Consider the following 24,325-nt stretch of genomic DNA (forward strand, 5'->3'; position numbering starts at 1 on the left):
GCCTATTGAGCGCATCGGCGGGCAAACGGCAAGAGTAGTGCGGCAACAAAGCGCAAAAGCCGCCCGGCGCGATGAGGAGCTGGGCGGGTGTCTATGTGGATCGCTGCTGCGGTGAATTCTAGCTGTTGGCAGCGCCAGACATCCGCGCGATCAGATGGTCGAGTGACAGGCGGCCCGGCCCGTAGCGCATGATGGCAAGCGCCATCGCCGCCCAGGTGATGTGGATGGGCCAGCCATCGGGCACGGTCAGCTCCACGATCAGGGTCATGAAGAGCAGGCCGAGGCCGGCAAAGCGGGTGGCAAGGCCGAAGACGAGAAGCGTCGGGAAGATGATCTCGCCGCAGCCGGACAGGAAGGCCATGACTGATGGCATGGGGAAGGGGTAAGGCCCGCCCGGCAGATGCAGCATGAATTCCTGGGTGAAGAGGTCGATTGCCGTATCGTTCAGCTGCAGGAAGCCATCCCATTTCAGGATGCCGGAGCGCCAGAAGGGAACGGCGAGCGCCACGCGGAGGACAGCCTGGACGATATCGGGCTGGGCGACGGCGCGGACAAGTCCGTCAGCCGTCGCTACCAACCTTGCCAGCGGGGAGCGCGCGCCGTGGCGAGGCCCATTGTGAGGCATGGAATCAAGCATATCAGACATTGAAAATCTCCATTTCGACATGGGAGAAGGCCCTGATGGTGGAAAAGGCATGGGCTGCGATCATCTCGCCGATCATGCCGGAGAGATCGAAGGCGGGCTCCGCCTCGAGGCCCGCCGCGACGGCTGCTGCAAGGCATTCGCCTGAGAGCAGCGCGCCGAGGAAGGCGGCTCCGCCCGGCGGCAGGTGGAGAACCGTTACCTCGTCGTCGATGCGCGTGATCAAACCTTCCTCGGGCCGGTTCTCGACGCGGCCGACCGGCCCGTCGCCGCGGTTCATGGCGAAGATGGTCACGGCGGGATAGGCCGAGGCGATCAGCCGTGTCGACGGATGCGGCTGGAAGGTTACGGCACCGAGTTCTTCCGGCGGTACGGCCGCAAGGGCTTCCCGCTTGAGTGCCGGCGCATCGGCGGCGTGATAGGCATCCAGCCAGGCGCGCTCGACGCGTGCCACATCCGACAGCCAGGGCATGTCCTGCGCGTATTCGTAGCGGTCGATGAAATCGGGGAAATCCCTGCCGTATTCGAAGAGCAGCGGCGAGCTGGGCGGTGTTGCGCGCACGTGAAAGCGGGCCATTGCGCGGAAGAAATCCGCCCCGGTGATGCGTTCGACTGCCGGGAAGATCGACGACAATGCGGCAATCAGGCCGACGGTCACGTTGTTGCGGTAGACATTGTAGCGCTTCTCCGCCCGCTTGCCGCGCGGACCTGTCACCAGGTCAGGGGCCGGCGCATCGGGGGCAAGCAGGGCTGCGGAAAACTGTCCCGCGAAGTCAGGCGCGGATCGGCGCATGGGCAGGATATCAGCCGAGGGCATGGTAGGTCTCCCGGTCTCTGGCGTGCCGATCAAGGATCGCCTGTGCGGCCAGCGCCTCGGCGCGCAGCACCGGCCAGTCGGGGATCTTGCTGTCCCATTCGATCAGGGTCGGGATCGGTCCGCAGCTGTTTATGACGATTTCATAGAGCTGCCAGACGGCCCCGGCGACCGGCCCGTCGTGGCTGTCGATCAGGAGCAACTCGCCTTCGTCATCCTCCTGTTCGGCATGGCCGGCGAGGTGGATCTCGCCGACACCGGACAGCGGAAAATCGCGCAGGTATTGCAGTGCTGAAAAGCCGTGATTGGTGGCGGAGACGAAGACATTGTTGATGTCGAGCAGCAGGCTGCAGCCGGTGCGCCGGGCGATATCGCGGATGAAATCCGTCTCGCTCATGGAGGATTCCGCAAAGAGTACGTAGGTGGACGGGTTTTCGAGCAGGATCGGCCGGCCGATGGCGTTCTGCATCTGATCGACGTGATCGCAGACATGGGCAAGCGTTGTGGCCGTATAGGGCAGCGGCAGCAGGTCGTTCAGATAGGTATCGACATGCGTCGACCAGGCGAGATGCTCTGAAATCAGCGCCGGCTCGTAGCGATCGACGAGGGTCTTGAAGCGCCTGAGGTGTTCCTTGTCGAGCGGCTGCGGGCCGCCGAGCGACATGCAGACGCCATGCAGTGAAATCGGGTGGTCGCGGCGTACCCTTTCGAGTGCGCGATGCGGCGGGCCACCGGCGCCCATGTAATTCTCGGCATGGACTTCGAAGAAACCCTGCGGGCCTGATACGGCTGAGATTGCTGCAAGATGTTCCGGCTTGAAGCTGGTACCGGCCTGGCCGGCGAGTGAAAGTGTCGGAAAGCGGAGGGTGCTTTCCGTCTCCATGGGAAGGTCGTTCGTCATGCTGACGTTTGCCATGTTCGCCTCCGCTTTCCTGAGCTTTTGGGCTTAGATGTCGCGCGTCAGCGGCTTCAGCGAGCCATGACGGCCGCCCGGAATATCGAGCGAGGCACAGGTGCCGCCCTGGACGAATTTCCACGAATTGCCCTGGAAATCCTTGACCGAGGTGCCCTGGCATGTAGTGCCTGGACCCGCAGCGCAATCGTTCTGGCCCTTCAGCGCAACGCCGTAGCACTTCTCCTTATGAGCTGCGGTTGCAGCAGCGGCCTCAGCCTTGGTCAGCGGGGCGGCACTGGCCATCGTGGCAAGAGCGGACGTGATCGCGCCGGCAAGAAGGGCGGTGCTGATGGAAGTCTTCAACATTGGTAGTCTCCGTTGCTTGAAACGCCCCTGTTTCAGCGGGGCACGTCGGGGTATTCGCAAGGAGAGGGCGGGTTGTTACAGGCGGGATGGTAACGAACGCGTGATGGGATTCGCGGGGCGGAGGCGGCCTTTCCCGCGGTGTCTCGACAATGGGTGTGCGCGATCACTTCTTTGGCGGCGGCTACCGCTTGGAGGTTATATCAAAAATCAACAGACCGGGGGATTCGAGAGGGAGTTGCGCTTCCACTTCGCCTGCAGGATTTAGGACCGCTGTCGGTCCCCAGGAAATGCGCCCGTCGCGTTCCCCCGTTACGTCAGCGGAGATGAGCCACAGGCCCGTTTCCCGGCAGCGCTCGCCTCTGGCGGCATTGTGCACGTGACGGAATTTTTCGGCATTGGCGCGCGGCATCATATTGTTGGCGCAGCAGACGAGGAGGGACGCGCCGCCGAGCGCTACCTGCCGGGCGGCTTCGGGGAAGCCGGTGTCGTAGCAGATGTTGATGCCGAAGCGCAGGCCATCGACCGTGAAGACCGGGGTCTCGGTGCCCGGCTGGAAGAAGCTTTCTCCCTTGAGCAGATGCGCCTTGCGATATCGGCCGATCAGCTTGCCGTTTTCGATGACGACGGCGGTGTTGAACAGCGCTTCGCCTTCAGCCTCGATCATGCCCATGACGATCAGGGGGCCGGCATCGGCGAGCCGGCTCATGACGGCGGCGAATGCAGGGGATCCGAGATCCATGGCGGCTCGTCGTGCCGCTTCGGGCTCTGTCAAATAGCCCTGCAGAAAACCTTCCGGAAAGATGAGGAGGCGGGCGCCTTCAGCTTCGGCCTGACGAATCATATCGAGCGCGCATGTCAGGGCGGCCCCGACATTTTCGCGATATTCCAAGGTCTGGGCGGCGGCGATGCGGACGGTTTTCATTCAGGCTTCCGGTTGCTCTCGCAATTATCCGTATCCGAGCAGACGAACATCCGTCCACCACGATCGCCACTTCCCATACCGAGGCCGGGGAGATCGTTTCCGCGACGTCGGGTGGAGCGGATGGCCTGACCGCGATGGACAGGGACCCATCTATCGGTCGGAGTTTCGAAGGTTTAAGATTTTCCGCGGGGAAGGCGGGATGAAGGCTGCGGGGATGGATCGGCTGGATGCCATGCGCGTGTTGCTTGCCGTTGTCGATGCCGGCAGTTTGTCGGCGGGCAGCAAGCGGCTGAATGCGCCGCTGCCGAGCGTCAGCCGCAAGGTGGCCGAGCTGGAGCGGTTGCTCGGCGCCAATCTCATCATCCGCACAAGCCGGAACCTGCAACTCACCGATGCCGGGCGCGACTATGTGGATGCGGCGCGCAAGATCATTGCAGAACTGGAGGAGGCAGAGCGCCGGGCTTCCGGTGAGTATCAGCGGCCGCGGGGAACGCTGACGATCACCATGCCGGTGGAATTCGGCAACCGTTATGTGCTGCCGATCGCGCTCGGTTTTCTGGCTGAGCATCCGGAAGTGTCTCTCAACCTTCTGTCGCTCGATCGCACCGTTCATCTCGTCAGCGAGCAGGTGGATATCGCCATCCGGCTGGGAGCGCTGGCAGACAGTTCGCTCTATGCCGCCAAGGTTGCCGAATTTCGGCTGCTGACTTGCGCGAGCCCCGATTATCTCAGGCGTTGCGGATGTCCGCAGCATCCGGGCGAACTGCCCGATCATGACGGTATTATCTTCAATAACAGGACCTTCTTCTGGACCTTCGATATCGATGGCCGGCCGGTGGAGGTGGTGCCGCGCCATCGCATCGAGGTCAATACGGCGGCGAACTGCGTTGCCGCCGCCGTGGGCGGAGCCGGTATTGCCAGGCTTTTCGACTACCAGGTCCCCGGCGAACTTGCCTCCGGGGCTCTGGTGCCGATCCTTGATGACTATGCCGGGGCGCCGCAGCCGATCCATATTGTCTATTCGCGCCAGGGCTTTCTGGCGCTCAAGGTGCGCTCCTTCATCGACTGGACGCTGCCGCGGCTGCGGGAGGCCTGCCGGACCTATGGCTCAATCCAGTAGGGCGCGGATTTCGGCGACAACCCGTTCCGGCGCCTGCAGGTGCGGATAGTGGCCGATGCCGGGCAGGATATCGAGTGTCGCGCCGGTCCTCTCGGCGAATTCCGCGCCCATCCGGCTGTCGATATAGATGTCCTTTTCGCCCCATATCACCTTTACCGGCGTCTTGAGCTTTCCGAGGTATGCTTCAAGCAGATCCTGATCGCGGGTGAAGGCCGCATAATAATGGTAGAAGGCATCGGCGGAGGTGAGGGCGCCATGGCTCCAGCATTGGACCATGTCTTCCTTGACGCCGGCGGCGAGATCGAACTGCCTGTCGTCAGGCAGGCCACGCCGGTAAGCGTTCTCGAGGATTTCGTCGCTCGTCTGGTTCATGGCGGCGCGGGACTTGGAAGCCGCCGGCTCGGCCTTCAGGTTCTGCAGGCGCTCATGCATATAGGCCGGCCGATTGAAGGGGGCGAAGTCGCCGACGATGATGCGCCTTGCGATGTCGGGCTCGTCGAGGGCCAGGAGCAGGGCAGGCAGGGCGCCGATATCGGCGGCGTAGATCGTCAGTGTGGATCGGTCGATGCCAGCTTTGTCGATATAGGCCTTCAGCACGCCGGCATAATCACGCGGTGAATAGGAGAAGTTTTCGGCTGCTGGCCGAGATGACAGGCCGTATCCCGGCCAGTCGAAGGCATGCACCTCGAATTCGTCGCCAAGCGCGGCTGCAATGTCGCGCCAGACGAGCGAGGTTTCGGGAAAGCCGTGCAGGAAAAGTACGGTGCCTTTCGGCGCCGGATTGTGCACGACGAGCCGCCGCAGGGTGATATCCCCGCCGATGGCAATGGTGCCGATTTCGGGGTTTGCGGCTTCGGTCGTGCCGGCACTTACGGGGGTGAGTGTGGCGCCTGTGATTGCAGCGGCTACGAGCAATGGTCCAAGTGATGATGTCAGCATATCCGTTGTCCTTCCTCTCCGGCGGCCATACTCGCTCAGAAGCCTCATGGCCGCGATCGGGGTGAATTCTCGATGATAAGGATCGTGCATCGCGCCTGCCGTCGGTAGACCGCGGCCATGAGAGTCTGCCTCTCATTTTCCCCCGGTACCGGGCGATCGGCCCGCGCCGTACATCATCGCCATCAGCGACGCCGGGGGATGGCCCCGCGTCCCCAAGAAAGGATGATGAGACATGAATGATATGACCGTAAATCTGACAATCGCTCAGCCCGAAAGGGTGCGCGGTCTGCCGGGTCACTCGACCGTTGGTACCGACAATCTCGAGGCTGCGGGGGAATTTTACGACAAGCTCATGGCCGTCTTCGGCATCGGCCGTTTTCTGGTCCAGCCGGGCCGGGCCGTCTATTACGGCGAGCGCACGCTGGAATTCGGCGTCGTGAAGCCTTTCGACGGCAGGCCGGCACGTGCCGGCAATGGCAGCATGGTGGCCTTCGAGGCGCGTTCCCGCGCAAAGGTGCGCGAGGCTCATGCAACGGCACTACAGGCCGGCGGCTCGGATGAGGGCGCTCCGGGGCCACGCGGGGAGAATGGCGAGGGGCCTTACTGCGCCTATTTCCGTGACCCAGAAGGCAACAAGTTCCTGGTCTATTGCGCCGGGCCGGACGAAGCCTGAGATCGCTTCCGGCGTATTTCAGGCGCATGATGCCAGGCGTCCGAAATGCGGCTGCGAACCTTCCGATGGAATGGAGGCAAGTCATGAAATCAGGGCAATCAATCGCAAGACTAAGGGTGTCACGGCGTTCGCTGTTGTTTGCGGGCGCGGCGGCCGGGTTGACGGTGGTGCTGTCGTCGCCTGCGGGCGCGGCCGATCCCGTCGATGCAGAGGCGCTCGCCGGCGGAATCCGGCCGTTCCGGGCCGATATTCCCGAGGCCGCGCTTGCCGATCTCCAGCGTCGGCTTGCCGCCACCCGCTGGCCAGACGGCGAGACCGTGCGCGACCGTTCGCAGGGCGTGCAGCCGGAGAGGCTGAGGGCGCTGGTGGATGAGTGGCAGTCTTCCTACGGCTGGCGCAAAGCCGAGGCGAAGCTGAACGGTTTTCCGCAATTCGTGACCGAGATCGATGGCATCGATATCCATTTCATCCATGTCCGCTCCCGCCACGAGAATGCCCTGCCGCTGATCATGACGCATGGCTGGCCGGGATCGGTGTTCGAACTGCTTAACGTGATCGGCCCGCTGACTGACCCGACCGCGCATGGCGGCACGGCTGACGATGCCTTCCATCTGGTGATCCCCTCGATCCCCGGCTTCGGCTTTTCCGGCAAGCCCACGGAAACGGGCTGGAACCCGCAACGCATCGCGGCCGCCTGGGATACGCTGATGAAACGGCTCGGTCATACCAGCTATGTTTCGCAGGGCGGCGACTGGGGCGCGATCATCAGCGATGCGCTGGGGCGACAGGCGCCGGAGGGGCTGCTTGGCATCCACGTCAACAGGGTCGAGCGCGCGACCACCTTTCCGCCGGATGCGGCGCAGGCGCTGATGAGCGGGGCGGCCGCACCCGACAGCTTGTCACCAGAGGAGAAGCTGATCTTCATGGAAGCCCGGGATTTCCTCGCCAATGGCTTCGGCTACGCTGCGATCATGGGAACCCGGCCGGAAACGATCGGCTACGGGCTTGCGGATTCTCCCGTGGGGCTTGCGGCCTGGCTCTATGACAAGATCGCCGACTGGGTGTTTACCCGCGGAGATCCTGAACAGGCGCTCGGCAGCCAGGCCATTCTCGACAATATCACGCTCTACTGGCTCACCAACACCGGGCCCTCGAGCGGGCGCATCTATTGGGAGAATGTCGCGGCCGGCGCAAAGCTGGAGCCGGTCAAGGTTCCGGTCGCGGTCACGGTCTTTCCCGGCGAGGTTTACCGGCCGCCGCGGCACTGGCTCGGCAGAGCCTATCCGCAGTTGATCTATTACAATGTGGCTGCAAAAGGCGGGCATTTCGCAGCTTGGGAGCAGCCGGAACTCTTCGCCCAGGAGGTCCGAGCCGCATTCAGGACATTGCGCTCATAGGCAGATCGCATTTCCGCGAGCGCTTGGGAACATCGAGCTTTTTCGACCGTTTGCGAAGAGGAAAGACCTGGAGGAGGAATCCCAATGAGTAATCTCCATAATGACAGCGCCCCCGAATTCTCAGGCGGCGGGGGCCGCAGTACGCTGACCGCTTTCTTCGACAGCCGCGATGACGCTGACAGGGCGATCGACCGGCTGAAGAACCTGGGTATCACCGGTGTCAGAATGATGCGGGGATATGAAGCGGATGGCGACAAGGCAGGCGTTGCCGGCGACGACCGCAGCGGTTTCTGGTCGAAGCTGGAGGACTGGCTGTTTCCGGATGAAGACCGGTCGGTCTATGCCGAAGGCCTGCGCCGGGGCGGCTTTCTGATCTCCGTCGAGGTCGATGATGCCACCTACGGTATCGCATACGATATTCTCGACGACGAAGGCTCCATCGACATGGACGAACGTGCGGACCTCTGGCGCGCAGAGGGCTGGAATATCAGCAAGTCGAACGAGGCTTTTGCAGCCTCGAAATATGATGCAAGCCAGGCTCGTGAAGCTGATGATGCCGAGCGTGCTCGGCAGGCAAGTGCTGTGCAGGATGACGTCTTTGCAGCCGGTGCGGCCGGTATGGCCGGCCCGGCCACGCCGATGGGACGTCATACCCGCCGGCTCGATCCGAATTCCCCGCGCGTTCGTGCCTATGATCTCAACGACGAGGCACCGCTCGATCAGGAGCTGCGTGACGACATCATGCCGACCGGACATCACCGCACGGTGGAGGAATCCACGGAGCGCGCAGAGCGCGAGCTTCGCCAGGCTCAGGACGTGGACGGCATGCGGCAGGAGCAGACGCTGCCGCGCGGTCGATAATGGTCTGAAACATCGGCGCGCCGGATTTCCGGCGCCCCCTTAGAGCGGCGGAAGGAAAACGGAATCATCTCTGCCGCTTTAAGGTTTTTGTTCAAGCATCGGATTATCCGAATGCCGCTTCATACTTTGCGCGACATGCCTTAATGCGCGGTGCCGTCGACGATGACGTGATCATGATCCCTGGAGCATTTCTCGATGCGGGCATGGATCTTGTAGACCTCGCGCAGCATGTCGACGGTGACGACCTCGCGCGGCTTGCCGCAGGCGCGCATGCGGCCGTTCTGGATGATCAGTACCTTATCTGCGAAGCGCAGCGCCTGGTTCAGGTCGTGGATGGCGATCAGCACGATCATGCCGCGTTTGCGGGCCTGGCGCTGCATGAAATCGAGCACTTCCACCTGGCGATGAAGATCGAGCGCGCTGGTCGGCTCGTCCATCAGTATGATCTCCGGCTCGCGCACCAGCGCCTGGGCGATGGAGACGAGCTGGCGCTGGCCGCCTGACAAGGCGCCAAGATCGCGGAAGCCGATCGCCTCGATGTTCAGCGCCTTCATGACGTCGTCGATGAGCCTGAGATCCTGATCGCTGACGCCCCAGGACTGGCCCTGCTTGCGGGCCAGCAGGATCGATTCATAGACCGTCAGCACCGCATTGGCCGAGGTATCCTGCGGCATGTAGCTGATGGCGTTCTTGGTCTTCGCGCCCTCGACCAGCACGTTTCCCGGCCCTTTCAGGAGGCCGGTGATGCGCTTGAAGAGGGTGGACTTGCCGGCGGCATTCGGGCCGATCACGGCGACGAGCTCGCCGGCCATCATTTTGGGCGTCGTTACGTTTTCGACGAAGAGCTTGCGGCCGTGGTAGGCGCCGACCGACTGCAGCTGAAGCGCTACCATGAGCGGCTCCTGTTCGAGAGGATGAGCGAGAAGAAGAAGGGCACGCCGACCAGCGCCGTGATGATGCCGATCGGGAAGACGACGCCCGGAATGATGGACTTCGAGACGACAGAGGTCAGCGAGAGCAGCAGTGCGCCTGAAAGGATCGAGCCCGGCAGGAAGAAGCGCTGGTCTTCGCCGAGGATCATGCGGGCGATATGCGGGCCGACCAGGCCGACGAAGCCGATCGTGCCGACGAAGCTGACGGGAACGGCCGCCAGCAGCGAGACGATGAGCATCGTCTCAAGCCGGATGCGGCGCACATTGACGCCGAAGCTCGCCGCCTTGTCCTCGCCGAGGCGGATCGCCGTCAGCGCCCAGGCATGGCGGGCAAAGAGCGGCAGGGCGAAAAGCAGCACGGCAAGCGTGATCCAGATCTTCGGCCAGGTGGCCTTGGTGAGGCTGCCCATGGTCCAGAAGACGACGGCCGAGAGCGCCTGTTCTGAGGCGAGATATTGCAGGAAGGCGAGAGCCGCATTGAAGGTGAAGACGAGGGCGATGCCGAGCAGCACGACTGTTTGCACCGAAACGCCGCGCGCCTGCGAGATGAAATGGATGAAGAGCGTGGCGACGAGCGCCATGATGAAGGCATTGACCGGCACCAGCAGGCCTGCCGCGACCGGCAGGATTGGCACGCTGGTGACGATGGCAAGGGCCGCACCGAAGCTTGCGGCGGCGGAAATGCCTAACGTGAAGGGGCTTGCCAGCGGATTGGCGAGGATCGTCTGCATCTGCGCCCCGGCAACCGAGAGCGATGCGCCGACGACGATCGCCATGACGGCGACCGGCATGCGGATATCCCAGACGACGGCGCGGACCTGCGCCGAGACGGAGTCGGGATAGAGGAGGGCGGTGACGACCTCACCGAGGCCGTAACGAGCCGGCCCCCAGGCGAGATCGACGGCAAAGGACAGGCAGAGCGCGGCCGTCATGGCAAACAGGATCACAAGCTTGCGGCGGGCGAGGGCGCGGTAACGCGCCCTGCCTGCTTCGACCTCGATCGGGGCGACGGCGATCTCTGCCATCTCGCCTTACTTTCCGGCCTTGGCGTCGACCCAGTAACCCGGCTGATAGGCGACCGGCAGGAACTTCTCGTGGAATTCCTTGAAGGTCGCATCCGGGTCGAGATCGGCAAAGAGGTCCGGGTGGAACCACTTGGCCATCTGCTGCACGGCGACGAACTGGTAGGGGCTCGTGTAGAACTGGTGCCAGATCGCATGCACATTGCTATCGGCAACCGCCTTGGAGCCGGTGAAGGCCGGGTTCTGCACGAGGGCATCCAGCGCCTTGCGGCTATCGTCGATGGTGGCGGCAGCGGCCGGACCGACATTGACGAAATCCTTGGCATCCTTGGTCTGGCTCCAGTTCGAGCCGGTGACGACGACGACGTCAGGATTGGAAGCGACGACCTGTTCGGCATTGATCGAGCCGGTGTAGCCCGGCAGGAAATCGGAGCCGAGATTGTGGCCGCCGGCCCAATCCACCATCAGGCCGAAATTGTCGGGGCCGAAGGTGCCGCAGCACTCGACGAGGCCGGCGGCGCGATACATGAAGACATTGGGCTTCTTGGGGTTGGCTTCTTTCAGCTTGTCGGTGACGCGTGCCATCTGCTGCTTCCAGTAGGCGGCGACGGCCTGGGCGCGGTCTTCATGGCCGAAAAGCTTGCCGAGGATCTCCAGGCTCGGCTCGGTATTGGCGAGGATGTGCTCGCGGAAATCGATGTAGACGATCTTCACGCCGATCTTGTTCAGCGTGTCCTCGAGCTTTACCTCGTCGGCGGCCTTCTTGTTGCCGATCGGCAGCAGCATGACATCGGGGTGAAGCGCCACAACCGTCTCGGTCTGCAGCGTGCCATCCGTCAGGTTGCCGAGGAAGGGCAGGTCCTTACCCCTAGGGAATTTCTCGACATAGGCGTTGAAGCCATCCTTGTCGGTCGTCCAGAGATCATTGCGCCAGCCGACGATCTTGGCGAAAGGATCGTCCTTCTCGATCGGGGCGACGGCATAGAGCATGCGGCCTTCGCCAAGGATCACGCGCTCGACCGGCTTGTCGAAGGTGACCTCGCGGCCAGCCACATCCTTGATGGTGAAGGGATCGGCAAAAGCCGAAAGTGGCAGCAGGCCTGCAACTGCGTATACCGCAAGCAATTTCATAAATTTCATCTGGAAACTCTCCCCGTCCTTGGTAATGTCCCGAGGCATAGAAAAATTGACTTTTGGAATCAAGTTTTATGTTTTAGAGCTTTTCCAAAGTAGTGCAGTGCCGGGGTGAAGATGATGAACACGATGAACACAAATTACTCTATTCGCGATGAAATCCGGGACTTCTGGTCGGAAAGGGCGGCCACGTTCGACGAGAGCGTCGGCCACGAAATCTTTTCCGAAGCTGAGCGCAGGGGCTGGCAGCGGCTGATCCGCAAGCATCTCGGTGAAGGGCAAGGGCGTGCGGCGCTCGACCTTGCTTGCGGCACGGCGGTCATTTCTCATCTCATGCATGGGGCGGGCTTCAAGGTGACGGGGCTCGACTGGTCGGATGCCATGCTGGCGCAGGCGCGCGCCAAGGCGAAGAAGCGCGGCACCGATATTCGCTTCGTCTCGGGCGATGCGGAAAACACCATGGAGGCCAAGGAAAGCTACGACGTGATCACCAACCGCCATCTCGTCTGGACGCTGGTCGATCCACCCTCGGCCTTCCGCGAGTGGTTCTCCGTGCTGAAGCCCGGCGGCAAGGTCCTGATCGTCGACGGCAACATGGGCAAGGAGACCTGGGTCAAGGGCCTGCAGAAAGTCTGGACAAAGCTGACCGGCAAGGCGCCGGCGAGCCACATGAAGCCCGAGATGATGGCCCGCCACCAGGCCATCCGCTCGCGCGTCTATTTCTCCAAACAGATGCCGGCCGAAGCGATCGTCGAGCTGCTGCGCCAGGCGGGCTTCGACAATATCGTCGTCGACCGCAAGCTCTCCGATATCCACTGGGCGCAGGCGCGCAAGATGCCCTTCCTGCGCGGGCTGGAGCGCATGGTGCAGGACCGCTTCGCGATCTGCGCGACGAAGCCGGTCGTTTAAGCCTTCACCAGACCTTCGGCCTGAAGCGCCTTTTGAACGGAGGGGCGGGATTGCACCCGCTCGTACCAGGCTTGCAGGTTCGACAGGGCGTCGAAGTGGATATCCGCCCTGTAGTAGGAGGCGAGCCATGGCGCTTGTCCCCAGCCTGTGAGGGCGAAGAGATAGGCATCGGCAACGGTGAAGGCCCGGCCGGCAATATAGGGGCGGGTGGCAAGTTCGGCGTCGATATGGACATAGCGCTTTTCGAGCTTCGGTTTGGCCGTCTCGACATAGGGGCCGGCAAGCCGCGCGTAGAGCAGGGGAATGAAGCCCTTGTGGATTTCCGAGGACAGGAAATTCAGCCATTGCTGCAGCCTGTAGCGCTCCATCGTGCCATTGGCCGGCGCCAGGCCGAGCTCCGGTTTCAGGTCGGCGAGGTACTGGACGATCGCCGGACCTTCGGTGAGGATGGCGCCGTCATCGAGTTCGAGGGCGGGAACGTAGCCGAGCGGATTGATTTCTTCGAAGTCTTCACCCGCGCCAAACGTGTGCTTTCTGTTATCGACAGGCACGAGCTCGACATCGATGCCGAGCTCGTTGAGGACGATGTGCGGCGAGAGCGAGCAGGCGGCCGGAAGATAGTATAATTTCATGGTTTTCCCTTTTCGATGTCCACCAGGATTCTGGTTCGCGGCCAATCTAGAAGGGTAGGATATTTTTTGAAGAAGGCACTATATTGTGGTGTAGGTACATATTTTATACCAGAGGAAATTCCGCATGAAGGAAAGCGTCACCAACTGCACCGTCGAGGAGGCAATGCGGCTCTTGGGCGGCCGGTGGCGGCTTCTGATCGTCTATTTCCTGCTTGATGGTCCCCGGCGCTTCAACGAACTGCGTCGCTGTGTGCCGGGTATATCGCAGCGCATGCTGACGCTGGACCTGCGGGCGCTGGAAGAGGCGGGGCTGATCAAGCGTACGGTGTTTCCGACGGTGCCGGTCACGGTGGAGTATCGGCTGACCGAGGATGGCAAGCGGCTCGTTCCTGTGGTGAAGGTGATGCAGGAATTTGGGAAGTGGCTGCTGGAGCGGGAGGACGTGGTGGAAGTGTCGTAGTCGTCGTGGCGCAGGCGCCGCCTTTGGGAAGGCCACGCGGCCCCCAACTTCCCTCATCAAGCCAGTTGCAAACTGGCTTGATGAGGGAAGAGAGGAGGAGGGCGCCGGTGCCCAAAGCCAACCTTCTGCTTCCACCGACTAGTCCGACGCCACCTCCTCGATCTCCTCCGGAATAAAACCACCCGTCTGTCGTCTCCACAGACGCGCAAACAGCCCGTCGCCTTCGATCAATTCTTCCGGCCGGCCTTCCTCGATGACGCGGCCATGGTCGAGCACGACGATGCGGTCCATGCTCGATATGGTGGAGAGGCGGTGGGCGATGGCGATGACGGTTTTGCCTTCCATCACCAGGTTCAGACGCTCCTGGATGGCGGCTTCGGATTCGCTGTCGAGGGCCGAGGTTGCCTCGTCGAGCACCAGAATTGGTGCGTTCTTCAAAAGTACGCGGGCGATCGCCACGCGCTGGCGCTGACCGCCCGAGAGCTTGATGCCGCGGTCGCCGACATAGGCCTCGTAGCCCTTGCGGCCCTCGCTATCGGCGAGATCGGCGATGAAGATGTCGGCGCTCGCCATCTTCGCGACGCCCTCGATCTCCTTCTGCGTCGCCTCAGGCCGGCCGTAGCGGATGTTGTCGCCGACCGAGCGGTGCAGCAGCGCAACATCCTGGGCGATGACGCCGATGGCGCGGCGAAGGCTCGACTGGGTGACTGAGCGGATATCCTGGCCGTCGATGAGGATCGCGCCGTCCTTGATGTCATAGAAGCGCAGGAGCAGATTGGCGAGCGTCGTCTTACCCGCGCCAGAGAGGCCGACGAGGCCGACTTTTTCGCCGGGACGGACGGTCAATGACAGGTTGTCGATGACGGGCTTGCCGGATTTGTAGGCGAAACGAACGTCGTCGAAGCGGATTTCACCGTTCGGGACGACAAGGTCCTGCGCATCCGGCCGGTCGGTGATGGTGGGCGGTGTCGTCATGACCGGCATGGCGTCCTTGATCGTACCGATCGCCTGGAAAATCTGCTGGCCCATTTGCAGGAACGTAAACGTGTGACCGGATAGCCGGTTGAGAACATAAACGGCGGCAGTGAATTCGCCGATCGTGACGAAGCCATCAACGAGCCCGGTAAAGCCGATCGACAGGATGGCCAGCCAGTGCATCACGTTGAGGACGACGACGATGACCTCTGCGGTCCGATAGATGCGCTGTTCGCTTTGTTGGGCCTTGATCGCCTTGCCGATGATACCTCGGATAGCGCCCGCCTCGCTGTCTTCGGCGGCGAATTGTTTCACCATCTGCATATTGGCGTAGAGATCGGTAACGGCGCCGGAAATCAGGCTGCGGCGCTTGGCGGAGCGGCGTGCTCGTTCGGTGAAGACAGGTGCCAGCCTGACCGCGAGCAGCACGTTGAGCGTGATCCATACGATGGTCGGCAGCGCAAGCTGCCAGGAGAGTGCGCTCAGAAGGATGACGGAGCCGACCATCTGCATGATGAAGCGCGGGATGGACTGGAAGGCGGACATAACCTGCTGCTGGACGGCGGACGCCACCTGCTGCAGGCGCGAGGCGACCTGGCCGGCATAGAGATCGTGGAAGAAGGCGAGATCCTGCCGCTCCACCGCTCTGTGGCCCTGCCACTGAATGGCTGCCGGCATGCCGATGCCGAGCGTATGCGAATTCAGCGTATTGACGAGGAAGGAGCCAATAGGGATGCCGGGGAAGAGCATCAGGCCGAGCAAGATCAGCAGCGGCTGGTCATTGTGCAGGAAAGCGGAGGCACCCTGCTGCGTGACGCCATCGACGATGACCGACAGGCCCCAGACGATCGTCAGATTCATGGCCTCGATCGCCATGGTGCAAAGTGCGAGCGTGATCAGGATGCCACGAAACATCGAGATGAAGTGCAGCAACACCGTCACCGGCCCCTTCGACGGCAGCGGACGGTAGGGGATATCGAGCGGCCGGATCAGCGTTTCGAAGGGACGGTAGATCGCATCTGAAATCGACATAATCGACTTAGGCCTCTGGGGTGCGACATCGGAAAGAGGGCGACGTATCGGGCGACGCAGGCCGCATGGAATCATCTTCCGGCTGCAATCTCAATTAGAAATTTTGGAAATCTTTGTGATCACAGGGCGAAACATCAGCTCGACCGCCGCGCAACGCTGCCTTGCTGGAAGTGCTCGTCGGCAGCGTCGATCTGCACCCAATGGTGCTTTGACTGCTCGAAGATCGATTTGGCAGGGGCGAGGAATTGGCTCCCGTCGGTCAGCGCTCCCAGGGCGACGCCGATCATTGAGGGCAGGTTTTCGGCCTTCCAGTAGACCGATGAGCCGCAGTTCGGGCAGAAATAGGTATGCACCTTTCCGCCGCTTGCCGCATCGCGGGTGTATTGCTTGCCGAAGCCAGACACGGTGACGGCTTCGGCCGGATAGAAGGCGCCGGCGCCGAAGGGGGCGCCTGTTCGTCTCTGGCATTCGATGCAGTGACAGGCGATCACCGCATTTGGTTTCTCCGGCAGCGCCAGTCTGAGCGCGCCGCAGCTGCATTGGGCATTGGCCATCGGGAGACTCCTGTTTTGCGAAGTTTGGGGAAGGTTTCGGAGTTTTATGGGGATATGCCGGGGCACTGAGCTGAATTCGCTCACCTTGAAATGACGGCAGTGCCATCAGCGGCGGCACCTTTCCGGAAGGGCCATAAGCGAGAGATCAAGCCGAACACGCCAATAGGAGGCCATGCTCGAAGCGATTTCTGCTCGGAAAGCCGATGCCTGTGGAACAGGCCCGGCTGTTGTTCGAGGGATCAGAGCAGTCGGCCGCCCTGGCGTCGTGATCTTACGGTTGCAGGGCCTGTTGTCTCAGCCGCGGCGAGCTGCCTCTATTGCCGCGACGTCGATCTTGCGCATGGTCATCATCGCGTCGAAAGCGCGCTTTGCCTCCGCCCCGCCTGCCTGTATCGCTTCCATCAGGGCGCGCGGGGTTATCTGCCACGAGACGCCCCATTTATCCTTGCACCAGCCGCATTCGCTTTCCTGGCCGCCATTGTTGACGATTGCGTTCCAGTAGCGGTCGGTCTCTTCCTGATTTTCCGTCGAGATCTGAAAGGAAAAGGCCTCGCTATGCTTGATCGAGGGGCCGCCATTCAGGCCGATGCAGGGAATGCCGGCGACCGTGAATTCCACGACCAGCACCTCTCCTTGCTGGCCGGCCGGATAGTCGCCGGGGGCGCGATGAATGGCGCCGACTTTGCTGTCCGGAAATATCCCGGCGTAAAAGCGGGCGGCCTCTTCGGCGTGCTTGTCATACCAGACACAGATCGTGTTCTTGTGCATCGCGCGGTCCTTTGGTGTTTTCCCCTGATGGCAGTGACATAAGGGACAAAGCGGTTTTCTCCAGTCCAAGCGCGCCATTTTAAAAAATTGCGGCTGCTATCCCCAGAACCATGATTTGTTGACCTCCGTCCTCGCCTCTGATGGGGTGAGGCCGATATCGCGGAGCGCGTCGTCGGACAGGCAGGAGAGCGTCAGCCTTTCGCGGCGCTTGTTCAGGTAAAGGCGGATGCCCATCAGGCAGCGGCGCATGACGCCACCGGTCGGCGCGCGATCTAGAGTTCTCGATATTTCCACGTCAGTCGTCATCAGTCATCTCCAGCACTCGTCTTGGGCGTTCAAGATGGACTGGCACATGCCCGCAAGGAAGCTTATGGTTCTTATGCAATCCATAAGGAATTCTTCTGATGCTGAATCTCGACCAGCTTGCCGCCTTCGTCAGCGTCATCGATCTCGGTAGCTTTACGGCTGCTGCCGAAAGAGCGGGCCTGACGCAGCCGGCCGTCAGCCTGCAGGTGAAATTGCTGGAACAGAGGATGGGGGTTCGGCTGATCGAGCGGGTCGGCCGCCGGGCGCAGCCATCTGCGGCGGGCGTCGAACTGCTGGCCCATGCGCGCCGGATCCTCGGCGAATGCGCGTCGGCCGAGGAGGCGATGACGCCTTACAGGCAAGGTGCGGTGGGGCGCATGCGGATCGGCAGCGGCGGCACCGCCTCGATCCATCTGCTTCCCCGCGCGATCGCCGCCGTCAAGAAACGCATGCCCGGTCTGGAAATCGTGGTTCGTGTCGGCAACACCGACGAGATGGTCCGCGATCTCGAAATCAATGCGCTCGATATCGCCGTCGTGACGCTGCCGGCGTCCGGCCGCTCCATCGAGATGGAACCCTTTTACGCGGACGAGCTCGTCGCCGTGGCTCCCAAGGGGAGCGCGATGCCTGAGGGTGGGCCGACGGCTGATTTCTTCACGGACAAGATCATGATGCTCTATGAGGGCGGCAATACGCGCCGGGCCACCGACGAATGGTTTGAGGCTGCGGGCATCAGGAGCCAGCCCACCATGGAGTTCGGCAGCGTCGAGGCGATCAAGGAACTGATCGCCGCGGGACTCGGATGGTCGATACTTCCGGGGCTTGCCCTGAAGCGTGACCGGGGCCGGTTCGTGACGTCACCCGTTCAGCCGCCGCTCGTGCGCCAGCTCGGCATGGTCATCCGGCGCGACAAACATCTGACGCGGGGACTGCGCGAGGTGATGAAGTGCCTTCGCGCATTCGAGGCGTAACGGCTTTTGACTAAGCTGTCATGCGGCAGCTCCGAGAGCGCTTTGCTCGGCGCAGATCCGATCGATCAGGGCATCGAAATCGCCCTTCGGTGGGCGGCCCTTCGCGAAACGCTGCTTCAGGTGCATGATCGGCTCTTCCAGAATTTCGTCCAGGCTTGTGGCGCAGGTGAAATCGCCGGCTACACTCTTGGCCTTGGAATTATCGAAAATCGCTGTCCAGGCCTTGTCGCCGGTCAGCGGGCCGATCCATTCCGGATTATATTTGACTAGCGTGTCTGTCGGCACATGGACGATCTTCGCCTCGACGCCCAGCAACCTGGCGATCGCCTTCTGGATGTGATCCCAGATATGGGCGTGGTCGTTGGTGATGTGAAAGATATCGCGCAGCGCCTTCTGCTTGCCGAACAGGCCGACGAAGGGCACGGCGAAATCGACCGAGCGGGTCAGCGTCCAGGGCGTATGGCCGTCGCCGGCAACGATGGTCGGCTCGCCGTCCAGCATGCGCCGGGCCATGACGTCGCTGTCGCCCATCATGATGGGCAGGCCGGTGCGGACGGTGTGGCTGGGGCGCACGATCGTCCAGGCGAGCTTGTCGGCCTTCTTCAGCAGTTCCTCGCAGGCGATTTTGGCCTGGCTATAGGGCCAGTAGGGGTTGACCGCCGGTGTCTTCTCCTCGGTGATCACATAATGGCGGGCCGGCTTTTCATAGACCGAGGCGGAAGAGATGAAGATGTACTGGCCGCAATGGCCCGAGAAGATCTCGATATCGCGGGCGATCTGATCCGGCGTGAAGGCGATGAACTGGGCGACGACATCGTAATTGGCCTTGGCGAGATCGACATAGGCCGACGATCCCAGCTCGCCCACGATGGAGGTGACGCCAGCGGGCAGGGGATCGCCCCTCAGGCCGCGGTTAAACACGCTGACATCATGGCCTTGAGCCACGGCGCGCTCGACGCAGGGATAGGAAATCTGGCCGGTGCCGCCAATGAAAAGGATCTTCAAAGCCATAAGGGATCTCCGTGTCGGATGGGGCAGGATTATCGATAATCTTCATAGCGCGAAAGCGATGAGCCGTCTTCTGCAAAATGGCCGGCATGGTGACGCAGCAGGCATTTGCGTGTCGGCAACCGGTTTGCAGGCCTGCTCAGGGCGCGACCATCAGCTTGCCGATCTCCTGGGCCAGTTGATCCTGGGTGTAGGGCTTTCCGAGCTTGGCGACGTCAAGGTCTAGCCCGGGCGGGAGTTCGGCATATCCCGATGCAATGAGGATCGGCAAGCCGGGGGCTATGGTGCGGACGGCTTTGGCGAGGTCTCCGCCCGTCATGCCGGGCATGGAGTAATCGGTGATCATCAGATCGAAGTCCGCGCCGCTGCCCAGGCACTCGAGAGCTTCTTTCCCCGAATGGGCCTCGACCACTTCATGGCCGAGATCGGTGAGCATATCGGCAGAGCTCATGGCGATCAGGATGTCGTCGTCGACGAGCAATATGCGCTTCGGGCCCGAGACCTTGTCTGGGTCCGCCGGCATCGCGTCATCAGGCTCGGTATGGACGCTGGCCGATGTGGAGACGGGGATCCACAGTTCGGCGGTCGTGCCTTTGCCGGGCATGCTTTCCAGTTTCAGGTCGCCCTTCAACTGCAGTGCCAGACCATGGATCATGGAGAGCCCGAGGCCAGTTCCCTTCCCGAGCTCCTTTGTCGAAAAGAATGGCTCGATCGCCTTTTGCAGCGTTTCCTTGTCCATGCCATAGCCGTGGTCGGCGACAGTCAGGACGACGTAGCTGCCGGCGGCAAGCTCATCGGTCGGCGCAATCTGCTCCGCCTCCTTCAGCTCGATGCGGATCGTGCCTCCGTCTGGCATCGCGTCGCGGGCGTTGACGGCAAGATTGAGCAGGGCCAGCTCGATCTGGTTGGCATCGGCCGAGACGAGAGGAAGATTCTCGGGAACCGTGGTTTCGATCAGGACGGTGGAACCGACGGAGCGCTTCAGGAGATCCGCCATGCCGAGCACCAGGGCGCGCATGTCGACCGGGTCAATGCGCAGGTCCTGTCGCCGCGCAAAGGCCAGCAGTCTCTGGGTGAGGGAGGCGCCGCGTTTCGCCCCCTGCAGGGCGCCGTCGATCAGGCGGGCGGCCCTGATGTCGTCTCCGACATATTTACGCAGCAGTTCAAGGTTGCCGAGGACGGCCATCAGCAGATTGTTGAAGTCGTGCGCCACGCCGCCGGTGAGCTGGCCGATCGCCTCCATCTTCTGGGCCTGGCGAAGCTGCTCTTCGGCGCGCTCGCGCTGGCTGACTTCCGCCATCACCGCGGCATGCGCCCGCTCCAACTCGCGCGTGCGCTCGGCGACCTTTTCCTCCAGTATTTCATTGAGCTGCCGCTGGTGCTCCTCGGCCTTCAGCCGCGCCGTGATGTCGGCGGAGACGCCCACCATCTTGATCGCCTTGCCGGAGCGATCCTTATAGAGCTGCGCCCGGATTTCGGCCCAATGAACGGAACCATCGCTCCAGATGGTCCGGTATTCGATGGAATAATCCGCGCCGGTTTCAACAGTCTTGCTTACTGCCGCCTCCATGCGCTCCCGGTCTTCGGGGTGAACGGAGCTTAGCAGATCCTTGTAGGTAAACGGGTCTTCGGGACGGCGGCCGAAAATGGCCTTGCAGGTCGACGAGGTCGTCAGCACGCCTGACGCAAGGTCGAGTTCCCATGCGCCGAGCCGCCCGGCTTCCAGAGCCGTCTGAAGCCGGCGCTCGCCTGCATCGAGGGCCTCCATGCGCAAACGCGCATCGTACTGCCGCCGGCGTCCGCGCATGGCAGAGCGGGCAACGCTGATGAAGGTGGTTGCGTGGAACGGGCGTTCGACGAAGCTGACATTGCCAAGGACCTCTGACAGCCTGGCGGCTGCGGGATTGCGCTCGGGACCGCCGCCCCTGTTTGTCAGGATGATGAAGGGCAGATCGGACCAGCTCGGCTGCTGCTCGATCCAGGCGGAGATGGCGCGCAGATCGGCGGAACGCAACGCCTCTTCAGTGACGACAGCAAAGGCGACGTCGTCATTAAGGCTTTCGACCAAGGAGGATAGATCGGTCGTCGCTTTTGGTTGTACGCCCGCTTCCTGCAGGAGTGAAGCTGCAATCTGCGCATCACGCCCGATTGGAGCGTGGATCAGGCCGATGGCATCGCTGTTAGGAATGGTGGCCGTCCTCGTCTGAGTTTTCAAGAAGCGGCTGTCTTTCTCCGATGAATGTCGGAACGCCGCGAAGCACGCCCTGGAAACCAGAGAGCGGCTCGCCGAGGGTCAGCCCTTCATTGGTGATGTGGAATTCTCTGATAGTCTCTTCGTGGCTGCCGGTGCGTTTCTTGATGACGGAAACCGCGCGGCGCACTTTTCCGAGCGCCTCGAAATAGCGCAGCAGGACCACGCTATCGGCGAGATAGGTAACATCGACCGGTGATTTCATGTCGCCAACGAGGCCGTGCTGGGCAACGGTGAGGAAGGTGTTGGCGCCCTGGCGGTTCAGATACTGGAGAAGCTCATGCATGTGAAGGATGAGCGCGTTTTCCTCCGGCATCGATGCCTGATAGCCGTTGATACTGTCGATGACGACGGTCTTGGCGTCGTAGCTGGCGACCCGATCCCTGACACGTTGCGCAAACTCTCCGGGCGACAGCTCGGCGGCATCCAGTTGCTCGATATGGATCAGTCTGTCGTCGTGCATCTTCTCCAGATCGATACCCATCGATCTCGTGCGCGAAAACAGCAGCCCAAGCTCTTCATCGAAGATAAAAACAGCCGCCTTTTCGCCGCGCTTGACCGCCGCATCGACGAACTGCAGGGTAAACAGGCTCTTGCCCGTACCTGCCGGGCCGATCAGCAGCGTGCTGGAGCCGCGCTCGATCCCGCCGCCCAGGAGATCATCGAATTCCTTGATACCGCTCGAGAGGGTCGTTCGCTCGAAGCCCTTCTTGTGCTCGATTGCGCGCAGCCTTGGAAATACCGCCACACCGCCGGTCTTGATGACGAAGTCGTGGTATCCGCCGCGAAAGGACTGGCCGCGATATTTGATGACCCGCAGCCGCCGACGCTCCGAGCCGTAATCGGGTGCAAGCTGTTCGAGATGGATCACGCCATGAACGACACTGTGAACGGTCTTGTCGAGATTATCTGACGTCATGTCGTCGAGGAGCAGGACTGTGGCATCCGACCGGGCAAAGAAATGCTTCAGCGCCAGGATCTGCCGGCGATAACGTAGCGAGCTTTGGGCGAGAAGCCTGATTTCCGAGAGGCTGTCGATGACGACCCTCTGCGGCTTTATCCGCTCGAAGGCCTCGAAGATCAGCTTGGTGGTCTCGCCCAGCTCCAGGTCCGACGAATAGAGGAGGCTCTGCTGCTGATCGGCGTCGAGCAGGCTTTCGGGCGGCACGAGTTCGAAGATTTTTATGCCGTCGCCGAGTTCCATTCCATGCGAGGCGGCGCTGTCGCGCAACTCTTCCTCGGTTTCGGAAAGACTTATGTAAAGGCAACTCTCACCGAGATCAGCGCCTTCAAGTAAAAACTGCAAGGCGATGGTTGTTTTTCCGGTGCCGGGCGAGCCTTCCAGCAGGAATACATGACGACGTGTAAACCCGCCGAATAATACATCGTCCAGTCCTTCGATTCCGGTCTCCGCCTTCTTGCTCAAAACTTGGTCCATGCCGTCTCCTATATCAGCCAAGGAGTTAGGGCAGGAGGCTCAAGGAGCAAGACTGCTGATGACGTTGATTTTCGAAACGGGATTCGTCCCGATCGGTAACCGCGCCGGCGGCGTCGACGGCGGAAAGGCTTGGAGCCGCCGGTCAGGCGCCGCTTTGCGGCAAGCGCCGGCGGACGATGCCGGCGTGGAATTTTGCGCCGTAAAGGAGGCCGTCATCGTTGAAATCGAAGGTCGGATTGTGGAGCGGCGCGGAGGCCTCACCATTGCCGAAGAAGACGAAACAGCCGGGAACGACATCGAGGAAACGGGCGAAATCTTCCGAGGCCGTCATCGGTTCCTTTCGGACCTCGATGCTGGCGGGCGTGAAGATATCGCGGGCAGCAGCGAAAGCCTCTTCGGTGAGGGCAGGGTCGTTCAACAGGGGGATGAATTCCCTTGTGTAGGTGACTTCGGCCGAGAGATTGTAGGTCTGTGCGGTGCCTTCGGCGATGATGCGCATCTGCCTTTCGATTTCGGCGCTGACGTTGGAGTGGAAACTTCTAGCATCTCCAAGAATGCGGGCGAGGCCCGGCAGGGCGTTGCGGGTGCCGTCGGTCAGGAGTTCGGTGACGGAGACGACGCCGATATCGGTTGGGTCGAGGCGGCGGGAAACGATGGTCTGCAGGTTCACGACCAGCGCGCAGGCGGCGACCAGCACCTCGTTCGTCGCATGCGGGCGGGCGGCATGGCCGCCGGTGCCCTTGAGCACGATCTCGAAATTATCCTCCGCCGACATGAAGGCACCGGGACGCGTCTGGAAATGACCGACGGGAAGGCCCGGCAGGTTGTGGATGCCGTAGATCTCATCGAAGGGGAAGCGCTCGAAAATGCCGTCCTCGATCATCGCCAGCGCGCCCTTGCCCCATTCCTCGGCGGGCTGAAAGATGAAGCGCACAGTGCCGTCGAAACCGCCGTCTTTGGCGAGCATTCTGGCCGCACCGAGCAGCATGGCGGTGTGGCCGTCATGGCCGCAGGCGTGCATGATGCCCGGGTTGCGCGAGGCATAGGGCCGGTCGGCCTGCTCCGGAATGCGCAGGGCGTCCATATCGGCTCTCAGTGCAATCGAGCGGTTCCCGCTGCCGCGCTTGAGCGTGCCGACGACGCCTGTGCCGCCCACAGCTTCCGCGACATCATCAAGCCCGAATTCGCGGAGCTTTTCAGCGACGAAGGCCGAGGTCTGCTTTTCCTCGAAGCCGAATTCCGGGTGGGCGTGGAGGTGGCGTCTCCATGCGCGCATGTCGGAGGCCAGTCGGTCGAGATCCAT

25 protein-coding genes are annotated in these 24,325 nt (G+C 62.0%); 7 read left to right on the top strand and 18 right to left on the bottom strand.

All coding sequences use genetic code 11. The features are described from left to right. Window positions 1–118 precede the first annotated feature (118 nt). From ACR9ZQ_RS10890 to ACR9ZQ_RS10910, 5 genes are all read right to left on the bottom strand, one after another. A complete protein-coding gene (locus ACR9ZQ_RS10890) occupies window positions 119–646 on the bottom strand; it encodes a DoxX family protein (RefSeq protein ID WP_310387311.1) in 528 nt (175 codons plus the stop codon). After that, a complete protein-coding gene (locus tag ACR9ZQ_RS10895) occupies window positions 639–1,460 on the bottom strand; it encodes an HvfC/BufC family peptide modification chaperone (RefSeq protein ID WP_481427772.1) in 822 nt (273 codons plus the stop codon). The genes ACR9ZQ_RS10890 and ACR9ZQ_RS10895 overlap by 8 nt, the downstream gene beginning before the upstream one ends. Then, window positions 1,447–2,373 (bottom strand): MNIO family bufferin maturase, encoded by a 927-nt coding sequence (bufB, locus tag ACR9ZQ_RS10900; protein WP_481427773.1) that lies wholly within the window; start codon window positions 2,371–2,373, stop codon window positions 1,447–1,449. Before bufB ends, ACR9ZQ_RS10895 begins: the two co-directional genes overlap by 14 nt. A 30-nt stretch (window positions 2,374–2,403) precedes the next feature. After that, window positions 2,404–2,718: a BufA1 family periplasmic bufferin-type metallophore gene (locus tag ACR9ZQ_RS10905; RefSeq protein ID WP_018115181.1), complete on the bottom strand. Its 315-nt coding sequence runs from the start codon at window positions 2,716–2,718 to the stop codon at window positions 2,404–2,406. Window positions 2,719–2,899: 181 nt separating this feature from the next. Continuing rightward, window positions 2,900–3,640 carry a carbon-nitrogen hydrolase family protein gene (locus ACR9ZQ_RS10910; RefSeq protein WP_481427774.1) on the bottom strand — a complete coding sequence of 247 codons (741 nt, stop codon included), beginning with the start codon at window positions 3,638–3,640 and terminating at the stop codon, window positions 2,900–2,902. Window positions 3,641–3,854: 214 nt separating this feature from the next. Between ACR9ZQ_RS10910 and ACR9ZQ_RS10915 the strand changes: the two genes are divergently transcribed. Next, a complete protein-coding gene (locus ACR9ZQ_RS10915) occupies window positions 3,855–4,760 on the top strand; it encodes a LysR family transcriptional regulator (protein ID WP_481429293.1) in 906 nt (301 codons plus the stop codon). Here ACR9ZQ_RS10915 and ACR9ZQ_RS10920 read toward each other — a convergent pair. Further along, the gene (locus ACR9ZQ_RS10920; protein WP_481427775.1) at window positions 4,749–5,699 is read right to left on the bottom strand and encodes an alpha/beta fold hydrolase; all 951 of its coding nucleotides are present in this window, start codon (window positions 5,697–5,699) and stop codon (window positions 4,749–4,751) included. The two genes, ACR9ZQ_RS10915 and ACR9ZQ_RS10920, sit on opposite strands and share 12 nt — an antisense overlap. Before the next feature lie 232 nt (window positions 5,700–5,931). Here ACR9ZQ_RS10920 and ACR9ZQ_RS10925 point away from each other — a divergent pair, with 232 nt between their 5' ends. The 3 genes from ACR9ZQ_RS10925 to ACR9ZQ_RS10935 all read left to right on the top strand — a co-directional run bounded on the left by ACR9ZQ_RS10925 (window position 5,932) and on the right by ACR9ZQ_RS10935 (window position 8,630). Then, on the top strand, window positions 5,932–6,372 hold the full coding sequence (locus tag ACR9ZQ_RS10925; protein ID WP_481427776.1) for a VOC family protein: 441 nt from the start codon (window positions 5,932–5,934) through the stop codon (window positions 6,370–6,372). 83 nt (window positions 6,373–6,455) lie between these two features. Further along, a complete protein-coding gene (locus ACR9ZQ_RS10930; RefSeq protein WP_481427777.1) occupies window positions 6,456–7,769 on the top strand; it encodes an epoxide hydrolase family protein in 1,314 nt (437 codons plus the stop codon). An 84-nt stretch (window positions 7,770–7,853) separates the two neighbouring features. Continuing rightward, window positions 7,854–8,630: a hypothetical protein gene (locus tag ACR9ZQ_RS10935; RefSeq protein ID WP_439015762.1), complete on the top strand. Its 777-nt coding sequence runs from the start codon at window positions 7,854–7,856 to the stop codon at window positions 8,628–8,630. A 140-nt stretch (window positions 8,631–8,770) separates the two neighbouring features. On the opposite strand, the gene ACR9ZQ_RS10940 is transcribed toward ACR9ZQ_RS10935, so the two are convergent. From ACR9ZQ_RS10940 to ACR9ZQ_RS10950, 3 genes are read right to left on the bottom strand one after another with little or no spacing between them, the layout of a single operon-like run. Then, window positions 8,771–9,523, bottom strand: a complete 753-nt coding sequence (locus ACR9ZQ_RS10940) for an ABC transporter ATP-binding protein (protein ID WP_481427778.1) — start codon at window positions 9,521–9,523, stop codon at window positions 8,771–8,773. Continuing rightward, window positions 9,517–10,587, bottom strand: coding sequence for a FecCD family ABC transporter permease (locus ACR9ZQ_RS10945; protein ID WP_310387290.1), 1,071 nt, complete (start codon window positions 10,585–10,587; stop codon window positions 9,517–9,519). Before ACR9ZQ_RS10945 ends, ACR9ZQ_RS10940 begins: the two co-directional genes overlap by 7 nt. 6 nt (window positions 10,588–10,593) lie before the next feature. After that, window positions 10,594–11,724, bottom strand: a complete 1,131-nt coding sequence (locus ACR9ZQ_RS10950) for an ABC transporter substrate-binding protein (protein WP_481427779.1) — start codon at window positions 11,722–11,724, stop codon at window positions 10,594–10,596. Between the two features lie 114 nt (window positions 11,725–11,838). Here ACR9ZQ_RS10950 and ACR9ZQ_RS10955 point away from each other — a divergent pair, with 114 nt between their 5' ends. Next, window positions 11,839–12,627 carry a class I SAM-dependent methyltransferase gene (locus ACR9ZQ_RS10955; protein WP_310387581.1) on the top strand — a complete coding sequence of 263 codons (789 nt, stop codon included), beginning with the start codon at window positions 11,839–11,841 and terminating at the stop codon, window positions 12,625–12,627. Here the strand turns inward: ACR9ZQ_RS10955 and gstA are convergent. After that, window positions 12,624–13,259 (bottom strand): glutathione transferase GstA, encoded by a 636-nt coding sequence (gene gstA / locus ACR9ZQ_RS10960; protein WP_310387286.1) that lies wholly within the window; start codon window positions 13,257–13,259, stop codon window positions 12,624–12,626. The genes ACR9ZQ_RS10955 and gstA overlap by 4 nt on opposite strands. Before the next feature lie 124 nt (window positions 13,260–13,383). Between gstA and ACR9ZQ_RS10965 the strand changes: the two genes are divergently transcribed. Further along, a complete protein-coding gene (locus ACR9ZQ_RS10965) occupies window positions 13,384–13,719 on the top strand; it encodes a winged helix-turn-helix transcriptional regulator (protein ID WP_113321308.1) in 336 nt (111 codons plus the stop codon). Window positions 13,720–13,857: 138 nt separating this feature from the next. Here the strand turns inward: ACR9ZQ_RS10965 and ACR9ZQ_RS10970 are convergent, their stop codons facing one another. The 4 genes from ACR9ZQ_RS10970 to ACR9ZQ_RS10985 form a co-directional block, all read right to left on the bottom strand. After that, window positions 13,858–15,726 carry an ABC transporter ATP-binding protein gene (locus ACR9ZQ_RS10970; protein ID WP_310387283.1) on the bottom strand — a complete coding sequence of 623 codons (1,869 nt, stop codon included), beginning with the start codon at window positions 15,724–15,726 and terminating at the stop codon, window positions 13,858–13,860. A gap of 134 nt (window positions 15,727–15,860) precedes the next feature. Further along, entirely contained in the window at window positions 15,861–16,280 is a 420-nt protein-coding gene (locus tag ACR9ZQ_RS10975) for a GFA family protein (protein ID WP_113321310.1), read from the bottom strand. 294 nt (window positions 16,281–16,574) lie between these two features. Beyond that, on the bottom strand, window positions 16,575–17,048 hold the full coding sequence (locus ACR9ZQ_RS10980) for a VOC family protein (protein ID WP_113321311.1): 474 nt from the start codon (window positions 17,046–17,048) through the stop codon (window positions 16,575–16,577). Window positions 17,049–17,144: 96 nt separating this feature from the next. Next, complete coding sequence (locus ACR9ZQ_RS10985; protein ID WP_481427780.1) at window positions 17,145–17,354, bottom strand: DUF1127 domain-containing protein; 210 nt, start codon at window positions 17,352–17,354, stop codon at window positions 17,145–17,147. A gap of 98 nt (window positions 17,355–17,452) precedes the next feature. Between ACR9ZQ_RS10985 and ACR9ZQ_RS10990 the strand changes: the two genes are divergently transcribed. Continuing rightward, on the top strand, window positions 17,453–18,325 hold the full coding sequence (locus ACR9ZQ_RS10990) for a LysR family transcriptional regulator (RefSeq protein WP_481427781.1): 873 nt from the start codon (window positions 17,453–17,455) through the stop codon (window positions 18,323–18,325). 18 nt (window positions 18,326–18,343) lie between these two features. Here ACR9ZQ_RS10990 and ACR9ZQ_RS10995 read toward each other — a convergent pair whose 3' ends face one another. The 4 genes from ACR9ZQ_RS10995 to ACR9ZQ_RS11010 form a co-directional block, all read right to left on the bottom strand. Then, entirely contained in the window at window positions 18,344–19,336 is a 993-nt protein-coding gene (locus tag ACR9ZQ_RS10995; RefSeq protein ID WP_477920757.1) for an SDR family oxidoreductase, read from the bottom strand. A 136-nt stretch (window positions 19,337–19,472) separates the two neighbouring features. Further along, a complete protein-coding gene (locus ACR9ZQ_RS11000; RefSeq protein ID WP_481427782.1) occupies window positions 19,473–21,548 on the bottom strand; it encodes an ATP-binding protein in 2,076 nt (691 codons plus the stop codon). Beyond that, the gene (locus ACR9ZQ_RS11005) at window positions 21,514–23,022 is read right to left on the bottom strand and encodes an ATPase domain-containing protein (RefSeq protein ID WP_481427783.1); all 1,509 of its coding nucleotides are present in this window, start codon (window positions 23,020–23,022) and stop codon (window positions 21,514–21,516) included. Before ACR9ZQ_RS11005 ends, ACR9ZQ_RS11000 begins: the two co-directional genes overlap by 35 nt. Before the next feature lie 142 nt (window positions 23,023–23,164). Next, window positions 23,165–24,325 (bottom strand): M20 aminoacylase family protein, encoded by a 1,161-nt coding sequence (locus ACR9ZQ_RS11010; RefSeq protein WP_481427784.1) that lies wholly within the window; start codon window positions 24,323–24,325, stop codon window positions 23,165–23,167.

Source organism: Rhizobium sp. KNZ14-9A (assembly GCF_056755015.1).